This is a genomic window from Streptomyces sp. WAC 01529 (genome assembly GCF_003945545.1).
Classification (GTDB): Bacteria; Actinomycetota; Actinomycetes; order Streptomycetales; family Streptomycetaceae; genus Streptomyces; species Streptomyces anatolicus.
In genome coordinates, this window is the sequence record NZ_CP029617.1 from 6,165,001 (window position 1) to 6,188,512 (window position 23,512).

Consider the following 23,512-nt stretch of genomic DNA (forward strand, 5'->3'; position numbering starts at 1 on the left):
CTAAGTCCGTGAAGCCGCCCTGGAGCCTTCGGGCAAAGGGGAGTGGTGGAGCCGACGAACCAGACTTGTAGTAGGTGAGTGATGGGGTGACGCAGGAAGGTAGTCCAGCCCGGGCGGTGGTTGTCCCGGGGTAAGGGTGTAGGCCGTGTGATAGGTAAATCCGTCGCACATTAAGGCTGAGACCTGATGCCGAGCCGATTGTGGTGAAGTGGATGATCCTATGCTGTCGAGAAAAGCCTCTAGCGAGTTTCATGGCGGCCCGTACCCTAAACCGACTCAGGTGGTCAGGTAGAGAATACCGAGGCGTTCGGGTGAACTATGGTTAAGGAACTCGGCAAAATGCCCCCGTAACTTCGGGAGAAGGGGGGCCATCACTGGTGATCCGTTTTACACGGTGAGCTGGGGGTGGCCGCAGAGACCAGCGAGAAGCGACTGTTTACTAAAAACACAGGTCCGTGCGAAGCCGTAAGGCGATGTATACGGACTGACGCCTGCCCGGTGCTGGAACGTTAAGGGGACCGGTTAGTGCACTTTCGGGTGTGCGAAGCTGAGAACTTAAGCGCCAGTAAACGGCGGTGGTAACTATAACCATCCTAAGGTAGCGAAATTCCTTGTCGGGTAAGTTCCGACCTGCACGAATGGCGTAACGACTTCTCGACTGTCTCAACCATAGGCCCGGTGAAATTGCACTACGAGTAAAGATGCTCGTTTCGCGCAGAAGGACGGAAAGACCCCGGGACCTTTACTATAGTTTGATATTGGTGTTCGGTTCGGCTTGTGTAGGATAGGTGGGAGACTTTGAAGCGGGCACGCCAGTGTTCGTGGAGTCGCCGTTGAAATACCACTCTGGTCGTGCTGGATGTCTAACCTCGGTCCGTGATCCGGATCAGGGACAGTGTCTGATGGGTAGTTTAACTGGGGCGGTTGCCTCCCAAAGAGTAACGGAGGCGCCCAAAGGTTCCCTCAGCCTGGTTGGTAATCAGGTGTTGAGTGTAAGTGCACAAGGGAGCTTGACTGTGAGACCGACGGGTCGAGCAGGGACGAAAGTCGGGACTAGTGACCCGGCGGTGGCTTGTGGAAGCGCCGTCGCTCAACGGATAAAAGGTACCCCGGGGATAACAGGCTGATCTTCCCCAAGAGTCCATATCGACGGGATGGTTTGGCACCTCGATGTCGGCTCGTCGCATCCTGGGGCTGGAGTCGGTCCCAAGGGTTGGGCTGTTCGCCCATTAAAGCGGTACGCGAGCTGGGTTTAGAACGTCGTGAGACAGTTCGGTCCCTATCCTCTGTGCGCGTAGGAATATTGAGAAGGGCTGTCCCTAGTACGAGAGGACCGGGACGGACGAACCTCTGGTGTGCCAGTTGTCCTGCCAAGGGCATGGCTGGTTGGCTACGTTCGGAAAGGATAACCGCTGAAAGCATCTAAGCGGGAAGCCTGCTTCGAGATGAGTATTCCCACCCCCTTTGAGGGGTTAAGGCTCCCAGTAGACGACTGGGTTGATAGGCCAGATCTGGAAGCCCGGTAACGGGTGGAGGTGACTGGTACTAATAGGCCGAGGGCTTGTCCTCAGTTGCTCGCGTCCACTGTGTTGGTTCTGAAACCACGAACAACCCCGTCATGCCACATGGCGGTGCGGTTGTCAGTTTCATAGTGTTTCGGTGGTCATAGCGTGAGGGAAACGCCCGGTTACATTCCGAACCCGGAAGCTAAGCCTCATAGCGCCGATGGTACTGCAGGGGGGACCCTGTGGGAGAGTAGGACGCCGCCGAACTCATCTTGATAGAGCTGGTCCCTGAACTTCGGTTCAGGGACCAGCTCTTTTTTGTTTTGCGTCACTTGCCGTTCACGTTGCGGGGCCAACATCCGAAGGCATGGGGACTCTTGGAATGTTGCGCGCCGCTGGTGTCGGTACCGGTGACGAGGTGGTCGTGCCCGCCTATGGGAACGCCGAGGTCGCCGAGGCCGTGGTCCTCGCGGGAGCGCTGCCGGTGTTCGCCGACATAGAGCCGGCCACGTACTGCCTCGACCCTGACGCGGTCGCCGCCGCGGTGACCCCACGGACGGCCGCTGTCATCGTCGTACACCGCTTCGGGAACGAGGCCGACGTACGGCGGCTGCGTGAGCTGGGGCAGCGGCAGGGGTTCCTCGTCCTGGAGCAGGGCGAGTCGGAGGCTCCGTACGAAGGACTTGAGCGGCGCAGGGCCCATGCCGCGTATCTGAGCGGGCGACTCAGTGGAGTCGTGACGCCGGACCTGCGTGAGAAGGACAGCTACCAACAGTACGTGGTGCGCGTGCCCGGGAACGGGCGGCCCGACCGGGACGCGTTCGCGCGCGCCGTACGGGCCAAGGGAGTCAACTGCTGGGTGCCCGTGAAGACGCCGGTGCATCGTCTGCCGCAGTTCCGGCGGGATGTGTGTCTGCCCGAGACCGAGCGGGCCGCGGACGAGACGCTCGCGCTGCCGGTCGACGCGTCGATGTCACGGCGTGACCTGCAACGCGTCGTCTCCGCCTGCAATGCCCTCGGCGGACTCCTCCAGCCCGCCTTTTAGGGCGCCTTCTTGGTGTGGGACTTGAAGAACTCCCACATCAGGTCGGTCGCGTCGACGCCGGCTTTCGGGTCGGACATGCTGCCGCCCGCGCCGCCCGGCCACGAGTGGCCCATCTTGGGGAGCCGGTACACGACCACGTCCGAGCCGTCCCGGCACTTTGCGGTGGTCTTCCTGATGCTGTTCCTGAGCTTGTCGGGCGTGCTCGGCTTGCAGGACAGGCGTTTCTGCCAGGTGGCGATGCCTGTGTCCATTCCCGCGTAATGCTCGTCGAGGCCACCGATGAAGGTGATCACTGAGACCGGGGTCTTCGGCATGTACGAGGCTTTCTGCGCGTCGGTGCCGAGATAGCCGCCGCTGACGGGGGCGATCGCCGCGAAGGTGCCGGGGAGTTCGACCGCGAGCTTGTACGACATGTCGCCGCCGTTGGAGATGCCCGTGGCGTAGACGCGGGCCGGATCCGCGTTCCAGGTGCCGGTCAGCCTCTTGGTCAGCGTACGCACGAAACCGATGTCGTCCTCGGTGCCGCAGCAGATGAGGGCGTTGAAGCCGCTGTTGAGTCCGTCGGGGTAGGCGACGAGGAAATTCTCCTTGTCCGCCTTGGCATTGAGGCCGCTGATCGTGGCCATGGTCTCCCCGTCGGCCGGATAGGGGTGCAGGGCGATGACAAGGGGCAGCTTCTCGGAGCGTGCGTAGCCGGGAGGGGCGTGGACGGTGTAGACGCGCTTCTCGCCCTTCCAGGAGAGAGTGACTTTCTGATCGCCGGGGCGTGGCGTCTCCGCGGCTGCGTGCTTCTCGGGGGGCTTCGGGTCCGTGGTGCCTTCGTCCCCGCCGGATCCGCAGGCTGTGAGCGGCAGGAGCAGAGCGGCGCCCGCCAGGCATAAGGCGGACCGCGGAAGCGTGGCACGTCGGGTCGGCATGCGCGCAGAGTGGCAGCGCCGGGGCGAGCGGTCCAGAGGAACGGGCGGTTCGGAAGGGCTCGGATTTCAGGTATGATCTATTCCGTTGCCAAGCGGGAAACCGCGAGGACAACAGGCCCCTATAGCTCAGTCGGTAGAGCGTCTCCATGGTAAGGAGAAGGTCAGCGGTTCGATTCCGCTTGGGGGCTCAACTCATGAAGGCCCCCGCCCAGTTGGGCGGGGGCCTTCGTCATGTCCGGGGTGGGGAACCGCGGGGTCCGGGGCACCTGGTGGGGTGCCCCGGGGGCGCTCAGTCCTTCTGCAGGCCGGGGACGCGCATCGCGAGGATGGCCATGTCGTCGGACGGGGCGTCCGACGCGAAGCGCTCCACCGCGCGCATGATGCGGGCCGCCACCGCGCCGGCCGTCAGGCCCGTACACGTCGTCAGGACGTCCGCGAGGCCGTCGTCGCCGAGCATGCGGGTGCCCTCGCGGCGCTCGGTGACGCCGTCGGTCACACAGAGCAGGACGTCGCCCGGGTCGAGCGTCATCGTCTGCTCGTACAGCTCCAGGTCGTCCATGACGCCGAGCAGCGGCTGCGGTTCCGCGTACGGCTCGACGGTGCCGTCCTGGCGCAGGCGCAGCGGCAGCGGGTGCCCCGCGCAGACGATCTTCAGGACCGCCGAGCCGTCCTCCTGGGGCCACAACTCGCCGTACAGGAGCGTCAGGAAGCGGCTGCGGGACCCCTCGTCGAGGATCGCCGCGTTCAGGCGCTCCAGGACCGCCGGGCCGCCGAAGCCCTCGCGGGCGAGCAGGCGCAGGGCGTGCCGGGCCAGGCCCGTGACGGCCGCGGCCTCCGGGCCCGTGCCGCAGACGTCGCCGATCGCGAAGCCGTACGCGCCGTCGCGGATGGGGAAGAGGTCGTAGAAGTCGCCGCCCACTTCGTTGCCCTCGCCGGCCGCGCGGTAGATGACCTCGACCTCCACGCCCGGGATCTGCGGGAGGCCGGGCGGCAGCAGACTGCGCTGGAGGGACTGGCTGATGGCGGTGCGCTCGGAGTAGAGACGGGCGTTGTCCAGGGCCAGGGCCGCTCGGCGGGATAGATCTTCGGCCAATTCCAGGATCTCTTGGCGGAAGTGCTCGTCGGAGGGCTTACCGAGCGTGAGCATGCCGATGACGCGGTTGCGGGCGACCAGGGGCAGGACCACCGTCTCGCCGCCCACCGCCGAGGCCGTGGAGAGCGTCGTCCCGATGCCCGAACCCAGGGTGAGGGATTCGCCGAGGCCGAGGCTGCGCATGGAGGTGCGCAGCGCCGCCTCGTGCGCGGCCTCCGAGGGGGCGGCCCAGACGCGGGCGCCCGGGGTGGGGACCGGGTCGGGCGGGGGGATCTTGGAGAGGAGTGCCTTCAGGCCGTCGATGCGCTCCTCGTCCTCGTGCAGGACGTACGAGAGGTAGGGCTCGGCGGACTGGTCGGCGATGGTGTAGACGGCGCACCAGGTGGCGAGCGTCGGGACCGTCATCTGGGCCATGAGCGCCAGCGTCTGGTCGCGGTCGAGGGTGCCTGCGAGGAGGTCGGAGGCCTCGACGAGGAACGAGAGGGAGCCGCGGCGGAGCCTCTCCAGCTCGCCGAGGCGCGCCGACTCCACGGCGAGGGCGATCCGGTCGGCGGCGAACTGGAGGCGCAGGGCCTCCTCGTTCGAGTAGCGGTCGGGGGCCTCCGCGGCGACGCCGAGGGAGCCGGTGAGGCGGCCCTCGACCTTGAGGGGCACGGTGACGACGGAGCGCATGCCCGTGCCGTTGAGGAGCGGGACGGCGCCGGGGACGACGGTCAGGTCCTCGTGTACGGCCGGCATGCGGGCCGAGCCGTAGCGTCCCGGGCCCGCCTCGACGGGGACGCGAGCGAAGCGCTGGCGGGCCGAGGGCAGGCCCGTGGAGGCGCGGACCTCCAGCTCCGTCTCGTCGTCGGTGGCCAGGAGCAGGAAGGCCGCGTCGCCGTCGAGCATGTCGCGGGCGCGTTCGACGGTGCGCTGGAGCAGGCCGTCGAGGTCGTCGGGGGCGGGGGAGCCGATGAAGACCTCGAAGGGGTCCGTGGCGTTCGGCTCGCTGAGCGTGGCCTGCTCGGGTGTCGCGCCGCGCAGCGGGGTCTGGAGCACGGCGCGCTCGTCGTCGCGTACGAGGAGGCAGACCGTCGACGGCTCGCCGTCGGTGTCGCGGACGCGCAGGTGCGAGGCGTAGACGGGGATCACGCGGCCGTGGGCGCCGCGGATGCCGTAACTGCCTTCCCAGCGGGAGAGTTGGAGGGCCTCGGCGATGCCGGTGCTGGTGCCGGGGGTGTGCGGCCAGGCCGCGAGGTCGTTAAGGGGCTTGCCGGTGACGTGCTCGGCGGCGTACCCGAAAAGGTCCTCCGCGTCTTCGTTCCAGGCGGAGATGGCGCCCACGCGGTCGATCTGGATGACGGCGACGCGGACCCGGCCGTCGGCGATGGGCAGGAGTTCGGCGGGGAGCGAGGGGCCCGCGGTGCGGGTGCCCACCGGGCGGTGGGGGAGGTCGAGTTGGAACCACACCTGTTTGTTCGTGGGGGTGTAGTCGACGCCCCAGCGGGTGGCGAGCGCGGCGCAGAGCTGGAGGCCGCGGCCGCCTTCGCGGTCCGGGCTGCCCATGTTGAGGGAGGACTGCTGGAGCGGGATCTCGCGCTCCGGATAGCGGTCGGAGACCTCGATGCGTACGGCGTCGTCGCTGCGCAGACAGAGGACGTCGGCGGCCGTGCCGGCGTGCACCACCGCGTTGGTCACCAGCTCGCTGGTGAGGACGACGGCGTCGTCGACGATGTCCGTGAACCCCCACCCCTGGAGGGTGTCGCGCACGAAGGAGCGGGCCGTGGCGACGGAACGCCCGACGGGCTCGAAGGTCGCAGCCGCACGCGCGGTGATCACAGCACTCCTCGTATGAGTATCGACGGTGTCGACCGTATCGACGCCCAGTTCTCCCGAACTCATGGTGCGGCCGCCCCTCCGATGCCCGCTTGTTCGTGTACCACCGCCCTGGCCGGGCAGGACCGGGGTGGTTGGACAGCCGGATGCAAGGTTACTTACCTTCGCCGTCCATGCTGATGCCGGTCGTCAGTGTTTCCGCCCGGAGGGTGTGCGGACGGTGTGCGAAGCTGCCGAACTGTTATGGCCTGGTTCGGCCATGGTGAAACACTGGGCAAGCTTCATGGAGACAGCCTGAGCGGCCCAAGCAGTAGGTCAACCCTTGCGGGAGGGACACAGTGGAGTCTGGCGCAGCGACGCGGGGCACTGAGACGCGCGCGAAAGACGGACAGTCCCTGAACAAACAGCGCAAACCGCGCAATGGGGCGACTGCCTCCGTGGACGCGGCGGCCCTGAACCGGCTGCTCGCGGCGCTGGTGGCGATGCGGGACGGCAATTTCCGCAAGCGGCTCACCGTCTCCGGTGACGACGTCATGTCGCAGATCGCCGCCGTCTTCAACGAGGTCGCTGACCGGAATCTGCACCTGACGGGTGAGCTTTCGCGGGTGCGGCGCATGGTCGGTCGTGAGGGAAAACTCACGGAACGGCTGGAGAGCGGAGCCAGCGAGGGTTCGTGGGCCGCCGCGATCGAGGCGTCGAACGCCCTTGTCGATGATCTTGTACGTCCCGTCTCCGAGGTCGGCCGGGTCCTCTCCGCGGTGGCGGAGGGCGATCTGGAGCAGCGCATGGAGCTGCGGGCGCAGGGGGCGGACGGGAACGGCCATCCGCTGCGCGGGGAGTTCCTGAAGGTCGGGCGTACGGTCAACAACCTCGTCGACCAGCTCTCCACCTTCACCGACGAGGTCACGCGCGTGGCCAGCGAGGTCGGCACCGAGGGCAAGCTGGGCGGCCAGGCCAGGGTGCGGGGGATGTCCGGTTCGTGGAAGGACCTCACGGACTCGGTCAACACGATGGCGTACCGGCTGACCGCGCAGGTGCGGGACATCGCGCTGGTGACGACGGCGGTGGCGAAGGGCGACTTGTCCCGGAAGGTCACGGTTCACGTCGCGGGCGAGATGCTGGAGCTGAAGAACACCGTCAACACGATGGTGGACCAGCTCTCCTCGTTCTCCTCCGAGGTGACCCGCGTCGCCCGCGAGGTGGGCACGGAGGGTGAGCTGGGCGGCCAGGCGCAGGTGCCCGGTGTGGCGGGCGTGTGGAAGGACCTCACCGATTCGGTGAACCTCATGGCCGGCAATCTGACCGCGCAGGTGCGCGGGATCGCGCAGGTCACGACGGCGGTGGCCAACGGCGACCTGTCGCAGAAGGTCACGGTGAGCGCGCGCGGCGAGGTGGCCCAGCTCGCCGAGACGATCAACCAGATGACCGAGACGCTGCGTACGTTCGCGGACGAGGTCACGCGCGTGGCCAACGAGGTCGGCGCGGAGGGCCAGCTCGGCGGCCAGGCCAATGTGCCGGGCGCCGCGGGGACGTGGAAGGACCTCACGGACTCCGTCAACACGGTCTTCCGCAACCTCACCACGCAGGTGCGGGACATCGCGCAGGTGACGACGGCGGTGGCCAACGGCGATCTGTCGCAGAAGGTCACCGTCGATGTCGCGGGCGAGATGCTCGAGCTGAAGAACACCGTGAACACGATGGTGGACCAGCTCTCGGCCTTCGGTTCCGAGGTCACGCGCGTGGCGCGGGAGATCGGTGTCGAGGGTGAGCTGGGCGGTCAGGCGCAGGTGCAGGGCGCGGCCGGCACGTGGAAGGACCTCACCGACTCGGTGAACACCGCCTTCCGCAACCTCACCGGGCAGGTGCGCAACATCGCACAGGTGACGACGGCGGTGGCCAACGGCGATCTGTCGCAGAAGGTCACCGTCGACGTGTCCGGCGAGATGCTTCAGTTGAAGAACACCGTGAACACGATGGTGGACCAGCTGTCGTCCTTCGCCGACCAGGTCACGCGGATGGCGCGGGACGTGGGCACCGAGGGCCGCCTCGGCGGCCAGGCGCGCGTGGACGGTGTGAGCGGCACCTGGAAGGACCTCACCGACTCCGTCAACTTCATGGCGGGCAACCTGACTTCGCAGGTACGTCAGATCGCGCAGGTCACCACGGCCGTGGCGCGCGGCGACCTGTCCCAGAAGATCGAGGTCGACGCGCGCGGCGAGATCCTGGAGCTGAAGAACACCATCAACACGATGGTCGACCAGCTCTCCGCCTTCGCCGACCAGGTGACCCGGGTGGCCCGCGAGGTGGGCACCGAGGGGCGTCTCGGCGGGCAGGCGCAGGTGCCCGGCGTGGCCGGTGTGTGGCGGGACCTGACGGACTCCGTGAACGGCATGGCGGGCAACCTCACCGCCCAGGTGCGCAACATCGCGCAGGTCGCGACGGCGGTGGCCCGCGGTGACCTGTCCCAGAAGATCGACGTGGACGCGCGCGGCGAGATCCTGGAGCTGAAGAACACCCTGAACACGATGGTCGACCAGCTCTCCGCCTTCGCGGAGCAGGTCACGCGGGTCTCCCGTGAGGTGGGCACCGACGGCATCCTGGGCGGGCAGGCCGAGGTCCAGGGCGTCTCGGGCACCTGGAAGGACCTCACGCAGTCCGTGAACGGCATGGCGAACAACCTCACCCTCCAGGTGCGCAACATCGCCGAGGTCACCACCGCCGTCGCGATGGGCGACCTCTCCAAGAAGATCACCGTCGACGCCAAGGGCGAGATCCTCGAACTCGTCACGACCGTCAACACCATGGTCGACCAGCTGTCCTCGTTCGCCGAGCAGGTCACGCGCGTGGCCCGCGAGGTGGGCACCGAGGGGCAGCTCGGCGGTCAGGCGCGGGTGCCGGGCGTCACCGGCATCTGGAAGGACCTGAGCGACAACGTCAACCTGATGGCCAACAACCTGACCAGCCAGGTGCGGAACATCTCCCAGGTCTCGGCGGCGGTCGCCAACGGAGACCTCACCAAGAAGGTCACGGTCGAGGCGCGCGGCGAGGTCGCGCAGCTCGCCGACACGGTCAACACCATGGTGACGACGCTGAGTTCGTTCGCAGACGAGGTCACGCGCGTGGCCCGTGAGGTGGGCACGGACGGCATCCTGGGCGGCCAGGCGCGCGTGCCGGGTGTCTCCGGTACGTGGAAGGACCTCACCGAGTCCGTGAACTCGATGGCGTCCAACCTGACCGGACAGGTCCGCAACATCGCGATGGTCACCACCGCGATCGCCAAGGGTGATCTCACCAAGAAGATCGACATCGACGCCCGGGGCGAGATCCTGGAGCTGAAGACCACCATCAACACCATGGTCGACCAGCTGTCGTCCTTCGCCGAGCAGGTCACCCGGGTCGCCCGCGAGGTGGGCACCGAGGGTCAGCTGGGCGGTCAGGCACGCGTGCGTGACGTCGACGGCACCTGGCGCGACCTGACCGAGTCCGTGAACGAGATGGCCGGAAACCTCACCCGCCAGGTGCGCGCGATCGCCAAGGTCGCCACCGCGGTGACCCGCGGTGACCTCAACCTCAAGATCGAGGTCGACGCGGCGGGCGAGATCCAGGTCCTCCAGGACAACATCAACACGATGATCGCGAACCTCCGCGACACCACACTCGCCAACAAGGAACAGGACTGGCTCAAGGGCAACCTCGCCCGGATCTCCGGCCTGATGCAGGGCCGCCGCGACCTGGAGGACGTGGCCTCGCTGATCATGAGCGAGCTGACGCCGGTGGTCTCGGCGCAGCACGGCGCGTTCTTCCTGGCGATGCCCACGGACGAAGCCAAGGATCTCGGGGGCGAGCACGAGGACGCGTACGAGCTGCGCATGCTCGGCAGCTACGGCTACTCCATGGGGTCCATGCCGACGTCCTTCCGGCCCGGCGAGACGCTGATCGGCACGGCGGCCAAGGAGCGGCGCACGATCCTCGTGGAGAACGCGCCCTCCGGCTACCTGCGGATCGCCTCGGGCCTCGGGGAGGCGCCGCCCGCGCAGGTCATCGTGCTTCCGGTGCTCTTCGAAGGGACGGTGCTCGGCGTGATCGAGCTGGCCGCGTTCCAGCCCTTCACGCAGATCCAGAAGGACTTCCTGAACCAGATCGCCGAGATGATCGCGACGAGCGTCAACACCATCAGCGTCAATACGAAGACCGAGGTGCTGCTCAAGCAGTCGCAGGAGCTGACCGAGCAACTGCGCGAGCGGTCCGCCGAGTTGGAGAACCGGCAGAAGGCGCTCCAGGACTCCAACGCGGAGCTGGAGGAGAAGGCCGAGCTGCTGGCCCAGCAGAACCGCGACATCGAGGTCAAGAACACCGAGATCGAAGAGGCCAGGCAGGTCCTGGAGGAGCGCGCCGAGCAGCTCGCGGTCTCGATGCGCTACAAGTCCGAGTTCCTGGCGAACATGTCGCACGAGCTGCGCACACCGCTCAACTCCCTGCTGATCCTCGCCAAGCTGCTGGCCGACAACGCCGACTCCAACCTCACCCCCAAGCAGGTGGAGTTCGCCGAGACGATCCACGGCGCGGGCTCGGACCTGCTCCAGCTCATCAACGACATCCTCGACCTGTCGAAGGTCGAGGCGGGCAAGATGGACGTCTCCCCGACGCGCATCGCCCTCGTCCAACTCGTCGACTACGTAGAGGCCACGTTCCGCCCGCTGACCGCGGAGAAGGGGCTCGACTTCTCCGTACGCGTCTCCCCGGAGCTGCCCGCGACGCTGCACACGGACGAGCAGCGACTGCTCCAGGTGCTGCGCAACCTCCTGTCCAACGCGGTGAAGTTCACCGACTCCGGAGCGGTCGAGCTGGTGATCCGGCACGCCACCAACGACGTGCCCAACGCGATCCGCGAGCAGCTCCTGGAGGCCGGCTCGCTGCGGGACCCGGGCGCCGACGTGATCGCCTTCTCGGTGGCGGACACCGGCATCGGCATCGCGGCCAGCAAGATGCGGGTCATCTTCGAGGCCTTCAAGCAGGCCGACGGCACGACGAGCCGGAAGTACGGCGGCACGGGCCTCGGCCTGTCGATCAGCCGGGAGATCGCGCGGCTGCTCGGCGGCGAGATCTACGCCCAGAGCGAACCGGGCCGCGGCTCGACCTTCACGCTCTATTTGCCCCTGCACCCGAGCGAACTGCCTCCCCAGGGTTACGCGCAGCTCGCCCCCGCGCCCTCCACGGCGGAGCTGCCCGCTCCGGAGAGCGCCGCGAGGGCGGCCGGGGCCCCGGAGGAGGCCGACGGCTCCGCGGCGCGGCAGGAGGCCCCCTCGGGCCCCGCGGCGCTCTTCCGGCGCCGCCGCCGCTCGGCGCCGGAGCAGCAGCCGCCCGCGCTGCCGGGGCAGCCGGTGGGCGCGAGCCAGGATCAGCGGCCGCAGGAGCAGTGGCCCGCCGCGGGGCAGGAGGCGGCGCCCGCGCGGCCCGGCTTCCACTTCGAGGGGGAGAAGGTCCTGATCGTCGACGACGACATCCGCAACGTCTTCGCGCTCACCAGCGTCCTGGAGCAGCACGGCCTTTCGGTGCTCTATGCGGAGAACGGCCGCGAGGGCATCGAAGTCCTGGAGCAGCACGACGATGTGACGGTCGTTCTGATGGACATCATGATGCCGGAGATGGACGGGTACGCGACGACGACGGCGATCCGCAGGATGCCGCAGTTCGCCGGGCTCCCGATCATCGCGCTCACGGCGAAGGCGATGAAGGGCGACAGGGAGAAGGCGATCGACTCCGGAGCTTCCGACTACGTGACGAAGCCGGTCGATCCGGATCACCTGTTGTCGGTGATGGAGCAGTGGATGCGCGGTCAATGACCGAGAACCTGCTTCGTCACACGGAGTTGCTGACACAGTGTGGCCGAGGTCGTGTAGAACGGCGGTATTCGGGGAACCTTCTGGTCTCCCACCGCGTTTCTGCTACGTGCACAGTGACATCGCGGTGACAGGGTGTGGCGACGGGCGGGGTGCGGCTACGATGACCGGCACAAGGACGGGCGGCGCAAGGGAGTCGTCCTCTGGGGCGGCGCCCGGTGTACCGCCGGGGCGAGGAGGGCGGGCCATGGTGCAGAAGGCCAAGATCCTCCTGGTCGATGACCGGCCGGAGAATCTGCTGGCGCTGGAGGCCATCCTCTCTGCGCTCGATCAGACACTGGTGCGGGCATCTTCCGGGGAGGAAGCGCTCAAAGCGCTACTCACGGACGACTTCGCGGTCATTCTGCTGGATGTCCAGATGCCAGGAATGGACGGTTTCGAAACCGCCGCGCACATCAAGCGGCGGGAGCGGACCCGGGACATCCCGATCATCTTCCTCACCGCCATCAACCACGGACCGCACCACACCTTCCGGGGTTACGCGGCGGGCGCGGTGGACTACATCTCCAAGCCGTTCGACCCGTGGGTGCTGCGCGCGAAGGTCTCTGTCTTCGTCGAGCTGTACATGAAGAACTGCCAACTGCGGGAGCAGGCGGCCCTGCTGCGTCTTCAGCTCGAAGGCGGCGGCAAGGCCGAGCAGGGCGGCGCGAAGGAGCCCGCGGGCCTCCTCGCCGAGCTGTCCGCGCGGCTCGCGGCCGTCGAGGAGCAGGCCGAAGCGCTCTCCAAGCAGCTGGACGACGAGTCGGCCGACGCCGCCGCGGTGGCCACCGCCGCCCATCTCGAACGCAAACTCACCGGCCTGCGGCGGGCTCTTGACGCCCTGGAGCCGGGCACCGGCAGCGGCGCCCCCTCGGTCCCCTCGCAGAACTGACGCGGCATCTCGCCCGGCGGCCCCGGTGAGCCCTCGTCAGTTCACCGGCCCCGTAAGGGCGACACAAACGGGTGAAGCAGTGGGCACACGTGTCCGCAGTGGTCGACAACGGTAACCTCACACCCATGGCCTCACGTCAGCCCGCAGCCAAGAAGACGCCCGCGAAGAAGGCGGCCGCGCCGACGAAGGCTCCGGTGAAGAAGGCCGTGGCCAGACCGCCCGCGAAGAGGACCGCGGCGAAGAAGGCGCCCGCGAGGAAGCCACCGGCCAAGAAGGCCGTGGTGAAGAAGCCCGCGCCCCGGCCGGCTCCCAGCCCCACCGGAGGTGTGTACCGCCTGGTGCGGGCCGTCTGGCTCGGCCTCGCGCACGCGGTCGGCGCCATGTTCCGCGGCATAGGGCGCGGCGCGAAAGGCCTCGACCCCGCGCACCGCAAGGACGGCCTCGCGCTGCTGCTGCTCGGCGTCGCCCTGATCGTCGCGGCGGGCACCTGGTCGAATCTGCGGGGCCCGGTCGGCGATCTCGTCGAGATCCTGGTGACCGGGGCGTTCGGCCGCCTGGATCTGCTCGTGCCGCTGCTGCTCGGCGCCATCGCCGTACGCCTCATCCGCCATCCGGAGCAGCCCGAGGCGAACGGCCGCATTGTGATCGGCCTGTCCGCCCTGGTCATCGGGATCCTCGGTCAGGTCCACGTCGCGTGCGGCTCGCCCGCCCGCGGGGAGGGCATGCAGGCGATAAGGGACGCCGGCGGGCTGATCGGCTGGGGGGCGGCGACGCCGCTGATCTTCACCATGGGCGAGATCCTGGCGGTGCCCCTCCTGGTGCTGCTCACCGTCTTCGGGCTGCTCGTCGTCACGGCGACGCCCGTGAACGCCATCCCGCAGCGGCTGCGGCTGCTCGGCACCAGGCTCGGCCTGATCCAGGCGGACCCCGCGGAGGAGTACGCCGACGAGTTCGCCGACGACGAGCGCTACGACGATCAGTGGCGCGAGGCGCTGCCCGCGCGCGGCGCGCGCCGGCGCACCGCCGAGCCGGACGCGTACGCCCCCGACCACGCCGAGGAGGCGGCGCTCTCCAGGCGCCGCAGGCCGCGCAGGACGCCCGTACAGCCGGACATGGGCCGGCCGCTCGACGCCGTGGACGTGGCGGCCGCCGCCGCCGCGGACCTGGACGGAGCCGTCCTGCACGGCATGCCGCCCTCGCCGCTGGTCGCCGACCTGACGCAGGGCGTCTCGGGGGAGCGCGAGGAGCGCGAGCACACGGCCCCTGTGCCGCCCGCGCGCGCCACGGACGCCCCGGTGCCCGGCAAGCTCAAGAAGAAGCCCGAGGCGCCCGCGGGGGGCGTCGTGCCCGACCTCACCAAGTCCGCGCCCGAGGCGCCCCGCGAGCTGCCGCCGCGCGCCGAGCAGCTCCAGCTCGCCGGGGACATCACGTACGCGCTGCCCTCGCTCGACCTGCTGGAGCGCGGCGGGCCCGGCAAGACGCGCAGCGCCGCCAATGACGCGGTCGTGGCCTCGCTGACGAACGTGTTCACGGAGTTCAAGGTCGACGCGGTCGTCACCGGCTTCACGCGCGGCCCGACGGTCACGCGGTACGAGATCGAGCTGGGCCCCGCCGTGAAGGTCGAGAAGATCACGGCGCTGGCCAAGAACATCGCGTACGCGGTCGCCTCACCGGACGTACGGATCATCTCGCCGATCCCCGGCAAGTCCGCGGTCGGCATCGAGATCCCCAACACCGACCGCGAGATGGTCAACGTGGGCGACGTGCTGCGGCTGGCGGACGCGGCGGAGGACGACCATCCGATGCTGGTCGCGCTCGGCAAGGACGTCGAGGGCGGCTACGTCATGGCCAACATGGCGAAGATGCCGCACATCCTGGTGGCCGGAGCCACCGGGTCCGGCAAGTCGTCGTGCATCAACTGCCTGATCACTTCGATCATGATAAGAGCGACGCCCGAGGACGTCCGGATGGTCCTCGTGGACCCCAAGCGCGTCGAGCTCACCGCGTACGAGGGCATCCCGCACCTGATCACGCCGATCATCACCAACCCCAAGAAGGCCGCCGAGGCGCTCCAGTGGGTCGTACGCGAGATGGATCTGCGCTACGACGACCTGGCGGCGTTCGGCTACCGCCACATCGACGACTTCAACCAGGCCGTCCGCGAGGGCAAGCTCAAGACGCCCGAGGGCAGCGAGCGGGAGCTGCAGGCCTATCCGTATCTGCTGGTGATCGTCGACGAGCTGGCCGACCTGATGATGGTCGCGCCGCGCGACGTCGAGGACTCGATCGTGCGCATCACGCAGCTCGCGCGCGCGGCCGGCATCCACCTGGTGCTCGCCACGCAGCGACCCTCCGTGGACGTCGTGACCGGTCTGATCAAGGCGAACGTCCCCTCGCGGCTCGCCTTCGCGACCTCCTCGCTCGCCGACAGCCGGGTCATCCTCGACCAGCCGGGTGCGGAGAAGCTCATCGGAAAGGGTGATGGCCTCTTCCTGCCGATGGGGGCGAACAAGCCCACCCGAATGCAGGGCGCGTTCGTCACCGAGGACGAGATCCACGCGGTCGTCCAGCACTGCAAGGACCAGATGGCGCCCGTCTTCCGCGAGGACGTCACCGTGGGCACTCAGCAGAAGAAGGAGATCGACGAGGACATCGGCGACGACCTCGATCTGCTCTGTCAAGCCGCTGAGCTGGTCGTTTCCACTCAGTTCGGGTCCACGTCGATGCTCCAGCGCAAGCTGCGCGTCGGCTTCGCCAAGGCCGGACGGCTGATGGACCTCATGGAGTCGCGCTCCATCGTGGGCCCGAGCGAGGGGTCCAAGGCACGTGACGTTCTCGTGAAACCCGATGAGCTGGAGGGCGTGCTCGCCGTGATCCGCGGGGAGGCTCACCCGTAAGGAATCGGGAGGCAACCGTTTCCCATCGGCATACGTCAAGTTGAAAGAGGGGACAGATGGATGTCCCGCCCTCAGATCGTCCGGCCATGTTGTCCGGCCATTCCGATGGCGTACAAAGTCCGTCTGTCCGGTTGCCCCACCCTTTCCACGCCCCCGTAAACTGAACCTCCGGCAGGTGGCTACACGCTCGAAAGGCGCCCTCGTGTCCATCGGCAACTCCCCTGAAGACGACCGACCTTCGGACGACCGCCTCGACCGACTCGCCGACCCGGGAGCCGAAGGCCCGACAGCCGAAGCCCCGGCGGACGCAGCCCCGGCAGGCGACCGCCAGGCCGACGACCGGCCCTCGATCGGGCACGTCCTGCGGCAGGCCCGCATCGACGCCGGCCTGACCGTCGACGAAATCAGCACGTCCACTCGGGTGCGCATCCCCATCGTGCACGCGATCGAGCAGGATGACTTCTCCCGGTGCGGCGGCGATGTGTACGCCCGCGGCCACATCAGGACCCTGGCGCGCGCCGTCGGGACCGATCCCGCCCCGCTGCTCGCGCGGTACGACGAGGGCCACGGCGGCCGCCCGCCCGCGCCCACGCCGGCGGCGCCCCTCTTCGAGGCCGAGCGCATCCGCTCCGACCCGCGCCGGCCGAACTGGACCGCCGCCATGGTCGCCGCGATCGTCGCGGTGATCGGCTTCGTCGGCTTCACCGCGTTCAACGGCGGCGACGAGAGCGACGGGTCGAAGTCGGTCGCCGAGGGCTCCACGCCCGCCTCCACCAAGCCCGCGGAGAAGCCGAAGCCCAACCGGCCCGCCGACCCCAAGCCCGACCCGTCCGACAGCGCCATCGCCGGCGTGCCGCGCGACAAGGTCACGGTCAAGGTCGACGCCGCGGACGGCCGCAGCTGGATCTCCGCCAAGGACCACAACGGCCGCACCCTCTTCGACGGCGTGCTGGAGCAGGGCCAGGCCAAGACGTTCCAGGACAAGCAGAAGATCGAACTGGTCCTCGGCGACGCGGGCGCGATCAACCTGTTCGTGAACGGCAAGCCGGTCGAGAACGAATTCGAGCCCGGCCAGGTGGAGCGCCTCACGTACACGAAGGGTGACCCGGAAGTCGGCTGACCGGTCCGGTCCGGGCCCTTCCGGGCCTCTTCACGCCGCTGACCAGCGAAGCGGCACGGATCGCGGTGACGTCCGGGTGACGCGCCGGGGTCCGTGGGCCGTCCGCCGGGTAACCCTGGCGGCGGGGGCCGAGGCGAGGACGAAGTAGTCTTGAGACCATGCCCGAACGCCGCACCGTCGCCCTTGTCACTCTTGGCTGCGCCCGTAACGAGGTGGACTCGGAGGAGCTCGCAGGCCGCTTGGAGGCGGATGGCTGGCAGCTCGTCGAGGACGCCGAGGACGCGGACGTCGCCGTCGTCAACACCTGCGGCTTCGTCGAAGCCGCCAAGAAGGACTCCGTCGACGCCCTGCTCGAAGCCAATGACCTGAAGGGTCACGGCAAGACCCAGGCCGTCGTCGCGGTCGGCTGCATGGCCGAGCGGTACGGCAAGGAACTCGCCGAGGCGCTGCCCGAGGCCGACGGCGTGCTCGGGTTCGACGACTACTCCGACATCTCCAGCCGGCTCCAGACCATCCTGAGCGGCGGCAGCGTCGAGGCGCACACCCCGCGTGACCGGCGCAAGCTCCTGCCGATCAGCCCCGCGGAGCGGCAGGGCGCGGGGGCCGGAGTCGCCCTGCCCGGGCACGCGCCCGTGGAGCCCCAGGAGGCCCCCGAGGACCTGCCCGAGGGCGTCGCGCCCGCCTCGGGCCCGCGTGCCCCGCTCCGCCGCCGCCTGGGCAGCAACCCCGTCGCCTCCGTGAAGCTGGCCTCCGGCTGCGACCGGCGCTGCACGTTCTGCGCCATCCCGTCCTTCCGCGGCTCCTTCATCTCGCGCCGTCCCTCCGACGTGCTCGGTGAGACCCGCTGGCTCGCCGAGCAGGGCGTCAAGGAGGTCATGCTCGTATCCGAGAACAACACCTCCTACGGCAAGGACCTCGGCGACATCCGGCTCCTGGAGACGCTCCTTCCCGAGCTGGCCGCCGTCGACGGCATCGAGCGGGTGCGGGTCAGCTATCTGCAGCCCGCCGAGATGCGGCCCGGACTCATCGACGTACTCACGTCGACGGAGAAGGTCGCCCCCTACTTCGACCTGTCCTTCCAGCACTCCGCGCCCGGCGTGCTGCGCGCGATGCGGCGCTTCGGCGACACCGACCGCTTCCTGGAACTGCTCGAGACCATTCGGGCCAAGGCGCCGCAGGCCGGTGTCCGGTCCAACTTCATCGTCGGCTTCCCCGGCGAGACCGAGGGCGACCTCGCGGAGCTCGAGCGGTTCCTGACCGGCGCGCGACTGGACGCCATCGGCGTCTTCGGATACTCCGACGAGGAGGGCACCGAAGCGGCGACGTACGACCAGAAGCTGCCGCAGGACACCGTCGACGAGCGGCTCGCGCACATCGCGCGGCTCGCCGAGGACCTGACCTCGCAGCGTGCGGAGGAGCGGCTCGGGGAGACCGTCGAGGTCCTCGTGGAGTCCCTCGACGAGGAAGAGGGTCCGCTCGGCCGGGCCGCGCACCAGGCCCCGGAGACGGACGGCCAGATCCGTCTGACGGGTGCCGAGGGCGCCACGGGTGGGGACGGCCTGCGAGTCGGCCGTATGGTCGTGGCAAAGGTCGTCGGCACGGAGGGCGTGGACTTGGTGGCTGAGTGTCTCGAGGAGGCCGGCAGATGACCGGAGTCCCGGCATCCGCGTCAGGCGGTTCCGGCACGCAAGGCGCCCCGGGCGCCAAGCCGGTGCGTGGCGGGAAGCTGGGTGCTGCGGCCGTCAATCAGGCCAGCCTGTGGAACGTCGCCAACCTGCTCACCATGATCCGGCTGCTGCTCGTGCCGGGCTTCGTGATGCTGCTGCTCGGCAACGGCGGGTATGACCCGGCCTGGCGGTCGTTCGCCTGGGCGGCCTTCGCCGTCGCCATGATCACCGACCTCTTCGACGGGCATCTGGCACGCACATACAACCTGGTCACGGACTTCGGGAAGATCGCCGACCCCATCGCCGACAAGGCGATCATGGGTGCGGCGCTGATCTGTCTCTCCTGGCTCGGCGACTTGCCCTGGTGGGTGACCGGTGTGATTCTCGGGCGTGAGCTGGGCATCACGCTGCTGCGGTTCTGGGTGATCCGCTATGGCGTCATTCCGGCCAGTCGCGGCGGCAAGATGAAGACGCTCGCGCAGGGCACGGCGGTCGGCATGTACGTTCTGGCCCTGACGGGGCCGCTCGCGACGCTGCGGTTCTGGATGATGGCGGTCGCCGTCGTCCTGACGGTGGTGACCGGCCTCGACTATGTGAAGCAGGCCATTGTGCTGCGCAGGCAGGGCAGGGCCGAGGAACGTGAGGCGGCGTCGGAGTCCGCCCGGGAGGCCGCGAAGTGACATCCCCCGGACTGTCGGCCGTTGCGGTGTCGGCGAGCAGGCTGTTGCGGCTCCTCGCCGCGCGCGGCGAGACGCTCGCCGTCGCCGAGTCGCTGACGGGGGGCCTGGTGGCCGCGGAGATCACGGCGGCGCCGGGGGCTTCCGTGGTCTTCCGGGGATCCGTGACGGCGTACGCCACCGACCTGAAGCGGGACGTGCTCGGAGTCGACGGCACCCTGCTGGAGGAGCGCGGGGCGGTCGACGCCGAGGTGGCGCGGCAGATGGCGGTGGGCGTGCGCAAGGCGCTCGGCGCCGACTGGGGGATCGCGACCACCGGTGTCGCGGGGCCCGACGCCCAGGACGGCAAGCCCGTCGGGACCGTCTTCGTGGCGGTCGCGGGACCCGGTCTGGACCACATGCGCGGTTACGCCGATGGCGGAGCCGAGGAGAAAGCCGAGGGGAGAGTCGCCGCGCTGCGGTTGAACGGAGACCGCTCGGAAATCCGTATGGAGAGTGTACGGAGCGTGCTGACGTTGCTGCTCAAGCAGCTGTCGGGCGAACCTGCCGGGAACGGGCGGGCACAGGATACGGAACAGAACGGGGGGAATTGATGTTTGCAGCCCTGAGTGAACACGACATCGCTCCCCGCACGGCCGCCGCGCAAGGCGGTACGGTGGGGCGTGAAGGATGCGGCTACGCGGTCCGAGGAGGGAGCCACCGATGATTCTGCTCCGTCGCCTGCTGGGTGACGTGCTGCGTCGGCAGCGCCAGCGCCAGGGCCGTACTCTGCGCGAAGTCTCCTCGTCCGCCCGAGTCTCGCTCGGCTATCTCTCCGAGGTGGAGCGGGGGCAGAAGGAGGCTTCCTCCGAGCTGCTTTCCGCGATCTGCGACGCGCTTGACGTACGGATGTCCGAGCTGATGCGTGAAGTGAGCGACGAGCTGTCGCTCGCCGAGCTGGCTGAGTCTGCAGCGGTCACGGAACCGGTGCGTGCGCCGGTTCGCCCGATGCTCAATTCCGTCTCCGTGGCCGGTGTGCCACCGGAACGGGTGACGATCAAGGCTCCGGCCGAGGCGGTGGATGTCGTCGCGGCGTAGCGCCGTGGCGAGCCGCTCGGTGTGACGGTGCTGTCGCTCGTGACCGCACCGTCGCTCGGCTGAGTGTGTGTGCGTGTGAAGGTCCCGACCGGGTAGTGGGTCGGGACCTTTTGCTTTTCGAGAAGGGGCGGACGTCCTGTGTAGAAGCTCCGGATGGGGATAGAAGTCCTCTTAATCAGCCATATTGGCGTACTTATGCCATGGTTGATGAGGGTTTCTCTCGTTCGTCTATGAGTTGGAGGAGACAGATGTACGTCGCCAAGAGCCCGCTGTCCGACGCGGACCAGAAGACGGTCTCGGAGGCGCTGCAGGGCGCGCTGGTGGACCTGGTCGACCTGTCGCTGGTGGCCAAGCAGGTCCACTGGAACGTGATCGGCCCGCGCTTCCGCTCCGTACATCTGCAGCTCGACGAGGTCGTGGACACCGCCAGGCAGCACTCCGACACGGTGGCGGAGCGCGCCTCGACGCTCGGTGTCTCGCCCGACGGGCGCGCGGCGACCGTGGCGCAGAGCACCGGCATCGGCAAGGTCTCCGAGGGCTGGATCAAGGACTCGGACGCGATCGGGGTGCTGGTGGACGCGCTCGGCGCGGTGATCACGCGCTTCCGTGAGCGGATCGACGCGACCGGTGAGGCCGACCCGGTCAGCCAGGACATCTTCATCGGGATCACGGCCGACCTCGAGAAGCACCACTGGATGTTCCAGGCGGAGAACGGCTGAGACTGGCTGTGACCGGCCCGGGGTCGGCCGCGACCGGCCCGGAGTCGGCCGGTGAGGTGGCTTCCGGTGAGGGCGCTTTCGGTGGTCGCGGGCGGCGCGTGCGCGCCGTGGCGCCGCCCGGCGCTTCCGATGCTGGTGGTGCGCCCTCCCGTGGGGTGAACCTGGGCGTTTAGCGTCGATCTCGCGTCGGCGGGAGGTGACAGCCGTGATAGCCGGGACAGCCGTGAGCGGGATAGCCGTGGCGCGGCGGGCGATGCGGTGGGTGCCCGCCTTCGCGATCGGCGCTCTGTGGTGGTGGGGCGTGCTGAGGCTCGCCTTCGCGCCCGATGCGGGGGCCCTGGAAGGGGCCGTCGCGGCCGGGGGGTGGGGGCTGAGCCTGCTTCCCGTGCACTGCGTGCCTCAGGCCCGGGCTGTGGGGGCGTCCAGGGCATCGAGAGCACCGGGGGCATCGAAGGCGCGGGGTGGTGGGGCGTGGCGGGCGTGGATCACCAAGGCATGGCGACTCCGCCGTTCGGGCGGAGGATCTGACCCGTCGTGAAGGGCGAGGCGTCGGATGCCAAGTGCAGTACGGCGTGCGCGATGTCGTCCGGTTCGCCTACGCGGCCCAGGGGGGACATGCGGGCCATGACTTCCTCGGTGTGGCCGCGGGGCTTTGTTACGTGGCCGTCCGTCATTTCGTGGCGGTCCGTCATGGGGGTGCGGATCCAGCCAGGGGCCACGGCGTTGACCCGGATGCCGTGCGGTCCGACCTCCGTGGCGAGGGTCTTGGTGAGTTGCACTACGGCGGCCTTCGACGCGCCGTAGCAGAGGAGCCCGGGGCCGCCGGTGTCCACCGCCCCCGAGGCCATGGTGACGATGCTGCCGCCGCCCGCCGCGATCATGGCGCGGGCCGCCGCCTGGCAGGCGTACAGGACGCCCTTGAAGTTGATGTCCAGGACGCGGTCGAGGTCTTCGTCGCGGGTCTCCAGGACCGGACTGCTGTGCATGATTCCGGCGATCGCCGCCATGATGTCGAGCCTGCCGTGGGGTGGGGTGGTTGCGGTGGGTGTGGTGGCCGCGGCGGTCGTGACGGCCTGGTCGACCTGTTCTCTGTTGGCGACGTCCAGCCGGTGGGTGTGCGCGTCGCCGCCGGCCGCCTTGATGAGCGACGCGGTCTCGTGGAGTCCCTGGGCGTCGCGGTCGGCGCAGTGGACGGTGGCGCCCGCCTCGGCCAGGAGCAGGGCCGTCGCGCGGCCGATTCCGCTGGCGGCGCCGGTGACGAACGCGGTGCGTCCGGTGAGGTCGTACGCCTTGACGGCCATGACGGGGACGGTACGACTGAACCTGACGGTGCGTCAACTGGTTGCGCGGGGGCGGCCAGTGGCGGTGCGGGGCGTCAGCTGGTGGGGCCCCGCTGGCAGGTGGGGCACCAGTAGGTGGGCCGGCTGCGGGATCCGTCGCCCTGTTCCCCGACGCGGACCGAGGTGCCGCAGCGCAGGCAGGGGCGGGACGCGCGGCCGTAGACGTAGAGGCGCTGGCCGGGGCGGGGGCGGCCGGTGGTGGTGCGGGAGGGCTGGTCGCGGTTGGCTTCCAGGAGCTTCTTCGCGAGGGCGGGGAGGCGGGCGGCCGCCTCCCCGGGGAGTTCCCCTACCGGGAGCCAGGGGGTGACGCCCAGGAGAAAGCAGAGCTCGCTCTTGAAGACGTTGCCGATGCCCGCGAGATTGCGCTGGTCCAGGAGGGCTTCGCCGAGGGGGCGCTCGGGCGCCGCGACGAGGTTGGCCAGGGCGCGCTCGGGGTCCCAGTCGGGGCCGAGGAGGTCGGGGCCCAGGTGGCCGACGGCTTTGGCCTCGTCGGAGGTGCGGAGCAGTTCGAGGACGGGCAGGCGGTAGCCGACGGCGGTGCGGTCGGCGGTGCCGAGGATGGCCCGGATCTGGTGGCCCGGGCCGCCGCGCCAGGGCTCGTCGGGGGCGTAGATCCGCCAGGAGCCGTCCATGCGGAGGTGGGAGTGGAGGGTCAGCCCGCCCTCGATGCGGGTGAGCAGGTGTTTGCCGCGGGGGGTCACGTCCAGGACGGTGCGCCCGGTGAGGTCGACCGTCGCGAGCTTGGGGACGCGGAGGTCCGACCGCGTGAGGACCCGCCCGGCGAGCGCGCTGTGCAGCCGCCGGGCTGCCTGGTGGACGGTATCTCCTTCGGGCATGGGTCCAGGGTGGCATGGGGGTGGGGGGATTGG

Annotated in this window: 15 protein-coding genes, 1 tRNA gene and 2 rRNA genes (1 of these 18 cut by a window edge); 14 read left to right on the forward strand and 4 right to left on the reverse strand. The window is 69.0% G+C overall.

Features of this window, described 5'->3' with window-relative positions; translation table 11 throughout:
* From DMA15_RS27640 to DMA15_RS27650, 3 genes are all read left to right on the forward strand, one after another.
* Positions 1 to 1,569, forward strand: a 23S ribosomal RNA gene (locus tag DMA15_RS27640); it begins 1,556 nt to the left of the window's first position.
* A gap of 86 nt (positions 1,570 to 1,655) precedes the next feature.
* A 5S ribosomal RNA gene (gene rrf / locus DMA15_RS27645) occupies positions 1,656 to 1,772 on the forward strand.
* Between the two features lie 115 nt (positions 1,773 to 1,887).
* A complete protein-coding gene (locus DMA15_RS27650; RefSeq protein ID WP_125518030.1) occupies positions 1,888 to 2,550 on the forward strand; it encodes a DegT/DnrJ/EryC1/StrS family aminotransferase in 663 nt (220 codons plus the stop codon).
* On the opposite strand, the gene DMA15_RS27655 is transcribed toward DMA15_RS27650, so the two are convergent.
* Complete coding sequence (locus DMA15_RS27655; protein ID WP_125515453.1) at positions 2,547 to 3,467, reverse strand: PHB depolymerase family esterase; 921 nt, start codon at positions 3,465 to 3,467, stop codon at positions 2,547 to 2,549. The genes DMA15_RS27650 and DMA15_RS27655 overlap by 4 nt on opposite strands.
* Positions 3,468 to 3,582: 115 nt before the next feature.
* On the opposite strand from DMA15_RS27655, the gene DMA15_RS27660 reads away from it, so the two are divergent.
* Positions 3,583 to 3,655: transfer RNA gene (locus DMA15_RS27660), tRNA-Thr, on the forward strand.
* A 101-nt stretch (positions 3,656 to 3,756) separates the two neighbouring features.
* On the opposite strand, the gene DMA15_RS27665 is transcribed toward DMA15_RS27660, so the two are convergent.
* Positions 3,757 to 6,441 carry a SpoIIE family protein phosphatase gene (locus DMA15_RS27665; protein ID WP_240659952.1) on the reverse strand — a complete coding sequence of 895 codons (2,685 nt, stop codon included), beginning with the start codon at positions 6,439 to 6,441 and terminating at the stop codon, positions 3,757 to 3,759.
* Positions 6,442 to 6,713: 272 nt separating this feature from the next.
* On the opposite strand from DMA15_RS27665, the gene DMA15_RS27675 reads away from it, so the two are divergent.
* The 10 genes from DMA15_RS27675 (at position 6,714) to DMA15_RS37635 (ending at position 21,841) form a co-directional block, all read left to right on the forward strand.
* Positions 6,714 to 12,218: a HAMP domain-containing protein gene (locus DMA15_RS27675; RefSeq protein ID WP_125515455.1), complete on the forward strand. Its 5,505-nt coding sequence runs from the start codon at positions 6,714 to 6,716 to the stop codon at positions 12,216 to 12,218.
* A 244-nt stretch (positions 12,219 to 12,462) separates the two neighbouring features.
* Positions 12,463 to 13,146, forward strand: a complete 684-nt coding sequence (locus tag DMA15_RS27680) for a response regulator (protein ID WP_125515456.1) — start codon at positions 12,463 to 12,465, stop codon at positions 13,144 to 13,146.
* Between the two features lie 125 nt (positions 13,147 to 13,271).
* On the forward strand, positions 13,272 to 16,043 hold the full coding sequence (locus tag DMA15_RS27685; RefSeq protein ID WP_125515457.1) for a DNA translocase FtsK: 2,772 nt from the start codon (positions 13,272 to 13,274) through the stop codon (positions 16,041 to 16,043).
* 202 nt (positions 16,044 to 16,245) lie between these two features.
* Positions 16,246 to 17,163 (forward strand): helix-turn-helix domain-containing protein, encoded by a 918-nt coding sequence (locus tag DMA15_RS27690; RefSeq protein ID WP_125518031.1) that lies wholly within the window; start codon positions 16,246 to 16,248, stop codon positions 17,161 to 17,163.
* A gap of 158 nt (positions 17,164 to 17,321) precedes the next feature.
* On the forward strand, positions 17,322 to 18,812 hold the full coding sequence (gene rimO, locus DMA15_RS27695; protein WP_125515458.1) for a 30S ribosomal protein S12 methylthiotransferase RimO: 1,491 nt from the start codon (positions 17,322 to 17,324) through the stop codon (positions 18,810 to 18,812).
* Complete coding sequence (pgsA, locus tag DMA15_RS27700; RefSeq protein WP_125515459.1) at positions 18,809 to 19,510, forward strand: CDP-diacylglycerol--glycerol-3-phosphate 3-phosphatidyltransferase; 702 nt, start codon at positions 18,809 to 18,811, stop codon at positions 19,508 to 19,510. Before rimO ends, pgsA begins: the two co-directional genes overlap by 4 nt.
* A complete protein-coding gene (locus DMA15_RS27705) occupies positions 19,507 to 20,100 on the forward strand; it encodes a CinA family protein (protein ID WP_240659954.1) in 594 nt (197 codons plus the stop codon). The genes pgsA and DMA15_RS27705 overlap by 4 nt, the downstream gene beginning before the upstream one ends.
* 109 nt (positions 20,101 to 20,209) lie before the next feature.
* Complete coding sequence (locus DMA15_RS27710) at positions 20,210 to 20,584, forward strand: helix-turn-helix transcriptional regulator (RefSeq protein WP_055529762.1); 375 nt, start codon at positions 20,210 to 20,212, stop codon at positions 20,582 to 20,584.
* A 248-nt stretch (positions 20,585 to 20,832) separates the two neighbouring features.
* Entirely contained in the window at positions 20,833 to 21,303 is a 471-nt protein-coding gene (locus tag DMA15_RS27715; RefSeq protein WP_125518033.1) for a DNA starvation/stationary phase protection protein, read from the forward strand.
* Positions 21,304 to 21,556: 253 nt separating this feature from the next.
* Positions 21,557 to 21,841 carry a hypothetical protein gene (locus DMA15_RS37635; RefSeq protein ID WP_125518034.1) on the forward strand — a complete coding sequence of 95 codons (285 nt, stop codon included), beginning with the start codon at positions 21,557 to 21,559 and terminating at the stop codon, positions 21,839 to 21,841.
* Here the strand turns inward: DMA15_RS37635 and DMA15_RS27725 are convergent.
* Together DMA15_RS27725 and DMA15_RS27730 are read right to left on the reverse strand one after the other, a co-directional pair.
* Positions 21,789 to 22,604: an SDR family NAD(P)-dependent oxidoreductase gene (locus DMA15_RS27725; protein WP_125515460.1), complete on the reverse strand. Its 816-nt coding sequence runs from the start codon at positions 22,602 to 22,604 to the stop codon at positions 21,789 to 21,791. The genes DMA15_RS37635 and DMA15_RS27725 overlap by 53 nt on opposite strands.
* A gap of 74 nt (positions 22,605 to 22,678) precedes the next feature.
* On the reverse strand, positions 22,679 to 23,479 hold the full coding sequence (locus DMA15_RS27730; RefSeq protein ID WP_125515461.1) for a DNA-formamidopyrimidine glycosylase family protein: 801 nt from the start codon (positions 23,477 to 23,479) through the stop codon (positions 22,679 to 22,681).
* Positions 23,480 to 23,512 lie beyond the last annotated feature (33 nt).

Bases quoted from the DNA above. Each gene is read 5' to 3' on its own strand.
- DMA15_RS27710 (WP_055529762.1), top strand. From the start codon at position 20,210: ATGATTCTGCTCCGTCGCCTGCTGGGTGACGTGCTGCGTCGGCAGCGC.
- rimO (WP_125515458.1), top strand. From the start codon at position 17,322: ATGCCCGAACGCCGCACCGTCGCCCTTGTCACTCTTGGCTGCGCCCGT.
- pgsA (WP_125515459.1), top strand. From the start codon at position 18,809: ATGACCGGAGTCCCGGCATCCGCGTCAGGCGGTTCCGGCACGCAAGGC.
- DMA15_RS37635 (WP_125518034.1), top strand. From the start codon at position 21,557: ATGCGGTGGGTGCCCGCCTTCGCGATCGGCGCTCTGTGGTGGTGGGGC.
- DMA15_RS27665 (WP_240659952.1), bottom strand. From the start codon at position 6,441: ATGAGTTCGGGAGAACTGGGCGTCGATACGGTCGACACCGTCGATACT.
- DMA15_RS27650 (WP_125518030.1), top strand. From the start codon at position 1,888: ATGTTGCGCGCCGCTGGTGTCGGTACCGGTGACGAGGTGGTCGTGCCC.
- DMA15_RS27680 (WP_125515456.1), top strand. From the start codon at position 12,463: ATGGTGCAGAAGGCCAAGATCCTCCTGGTCGATGACCGGCCGGAGAAT.
- DMA15_RS27730 (WP_125515461.1), bottom strand. From the start codon at position 23,479: ATGCCCGAAGGAGATACCGTCCACCAGGCAGCCCGGCGGCTGCACAGC.
- DMA15_RS27655 (WP_125515453.1), bottom strand. From the start codon at position 3,467: ATGCCGACCCGACGTGCCACGCTTCCGCGGTCCGCCTTATGCCTGGCG.
- DMA15_RS27715 (WP_125518033.1), top strand. From the start codon at position 20,833: ATGTACGTCGCCAAGAGCCCGCTGTCCGACGCGGACCAGAAGACGGTC.
- DMA15_RS27685 (WP_125515457.1), top strand. From the start codon at position 13,272: ATGGCCTCACGTCAGCCCGCAGCCAAGAAGACGCCCGCGAAGAAGGCG.
- DMA15_RS27725 (WP_125515460.1), bottom strand. From the start codon at position 22,604: ATGGCCGTCAAGGCGTACGACCTCACCGGACGCACCGCGTTCGTCACC.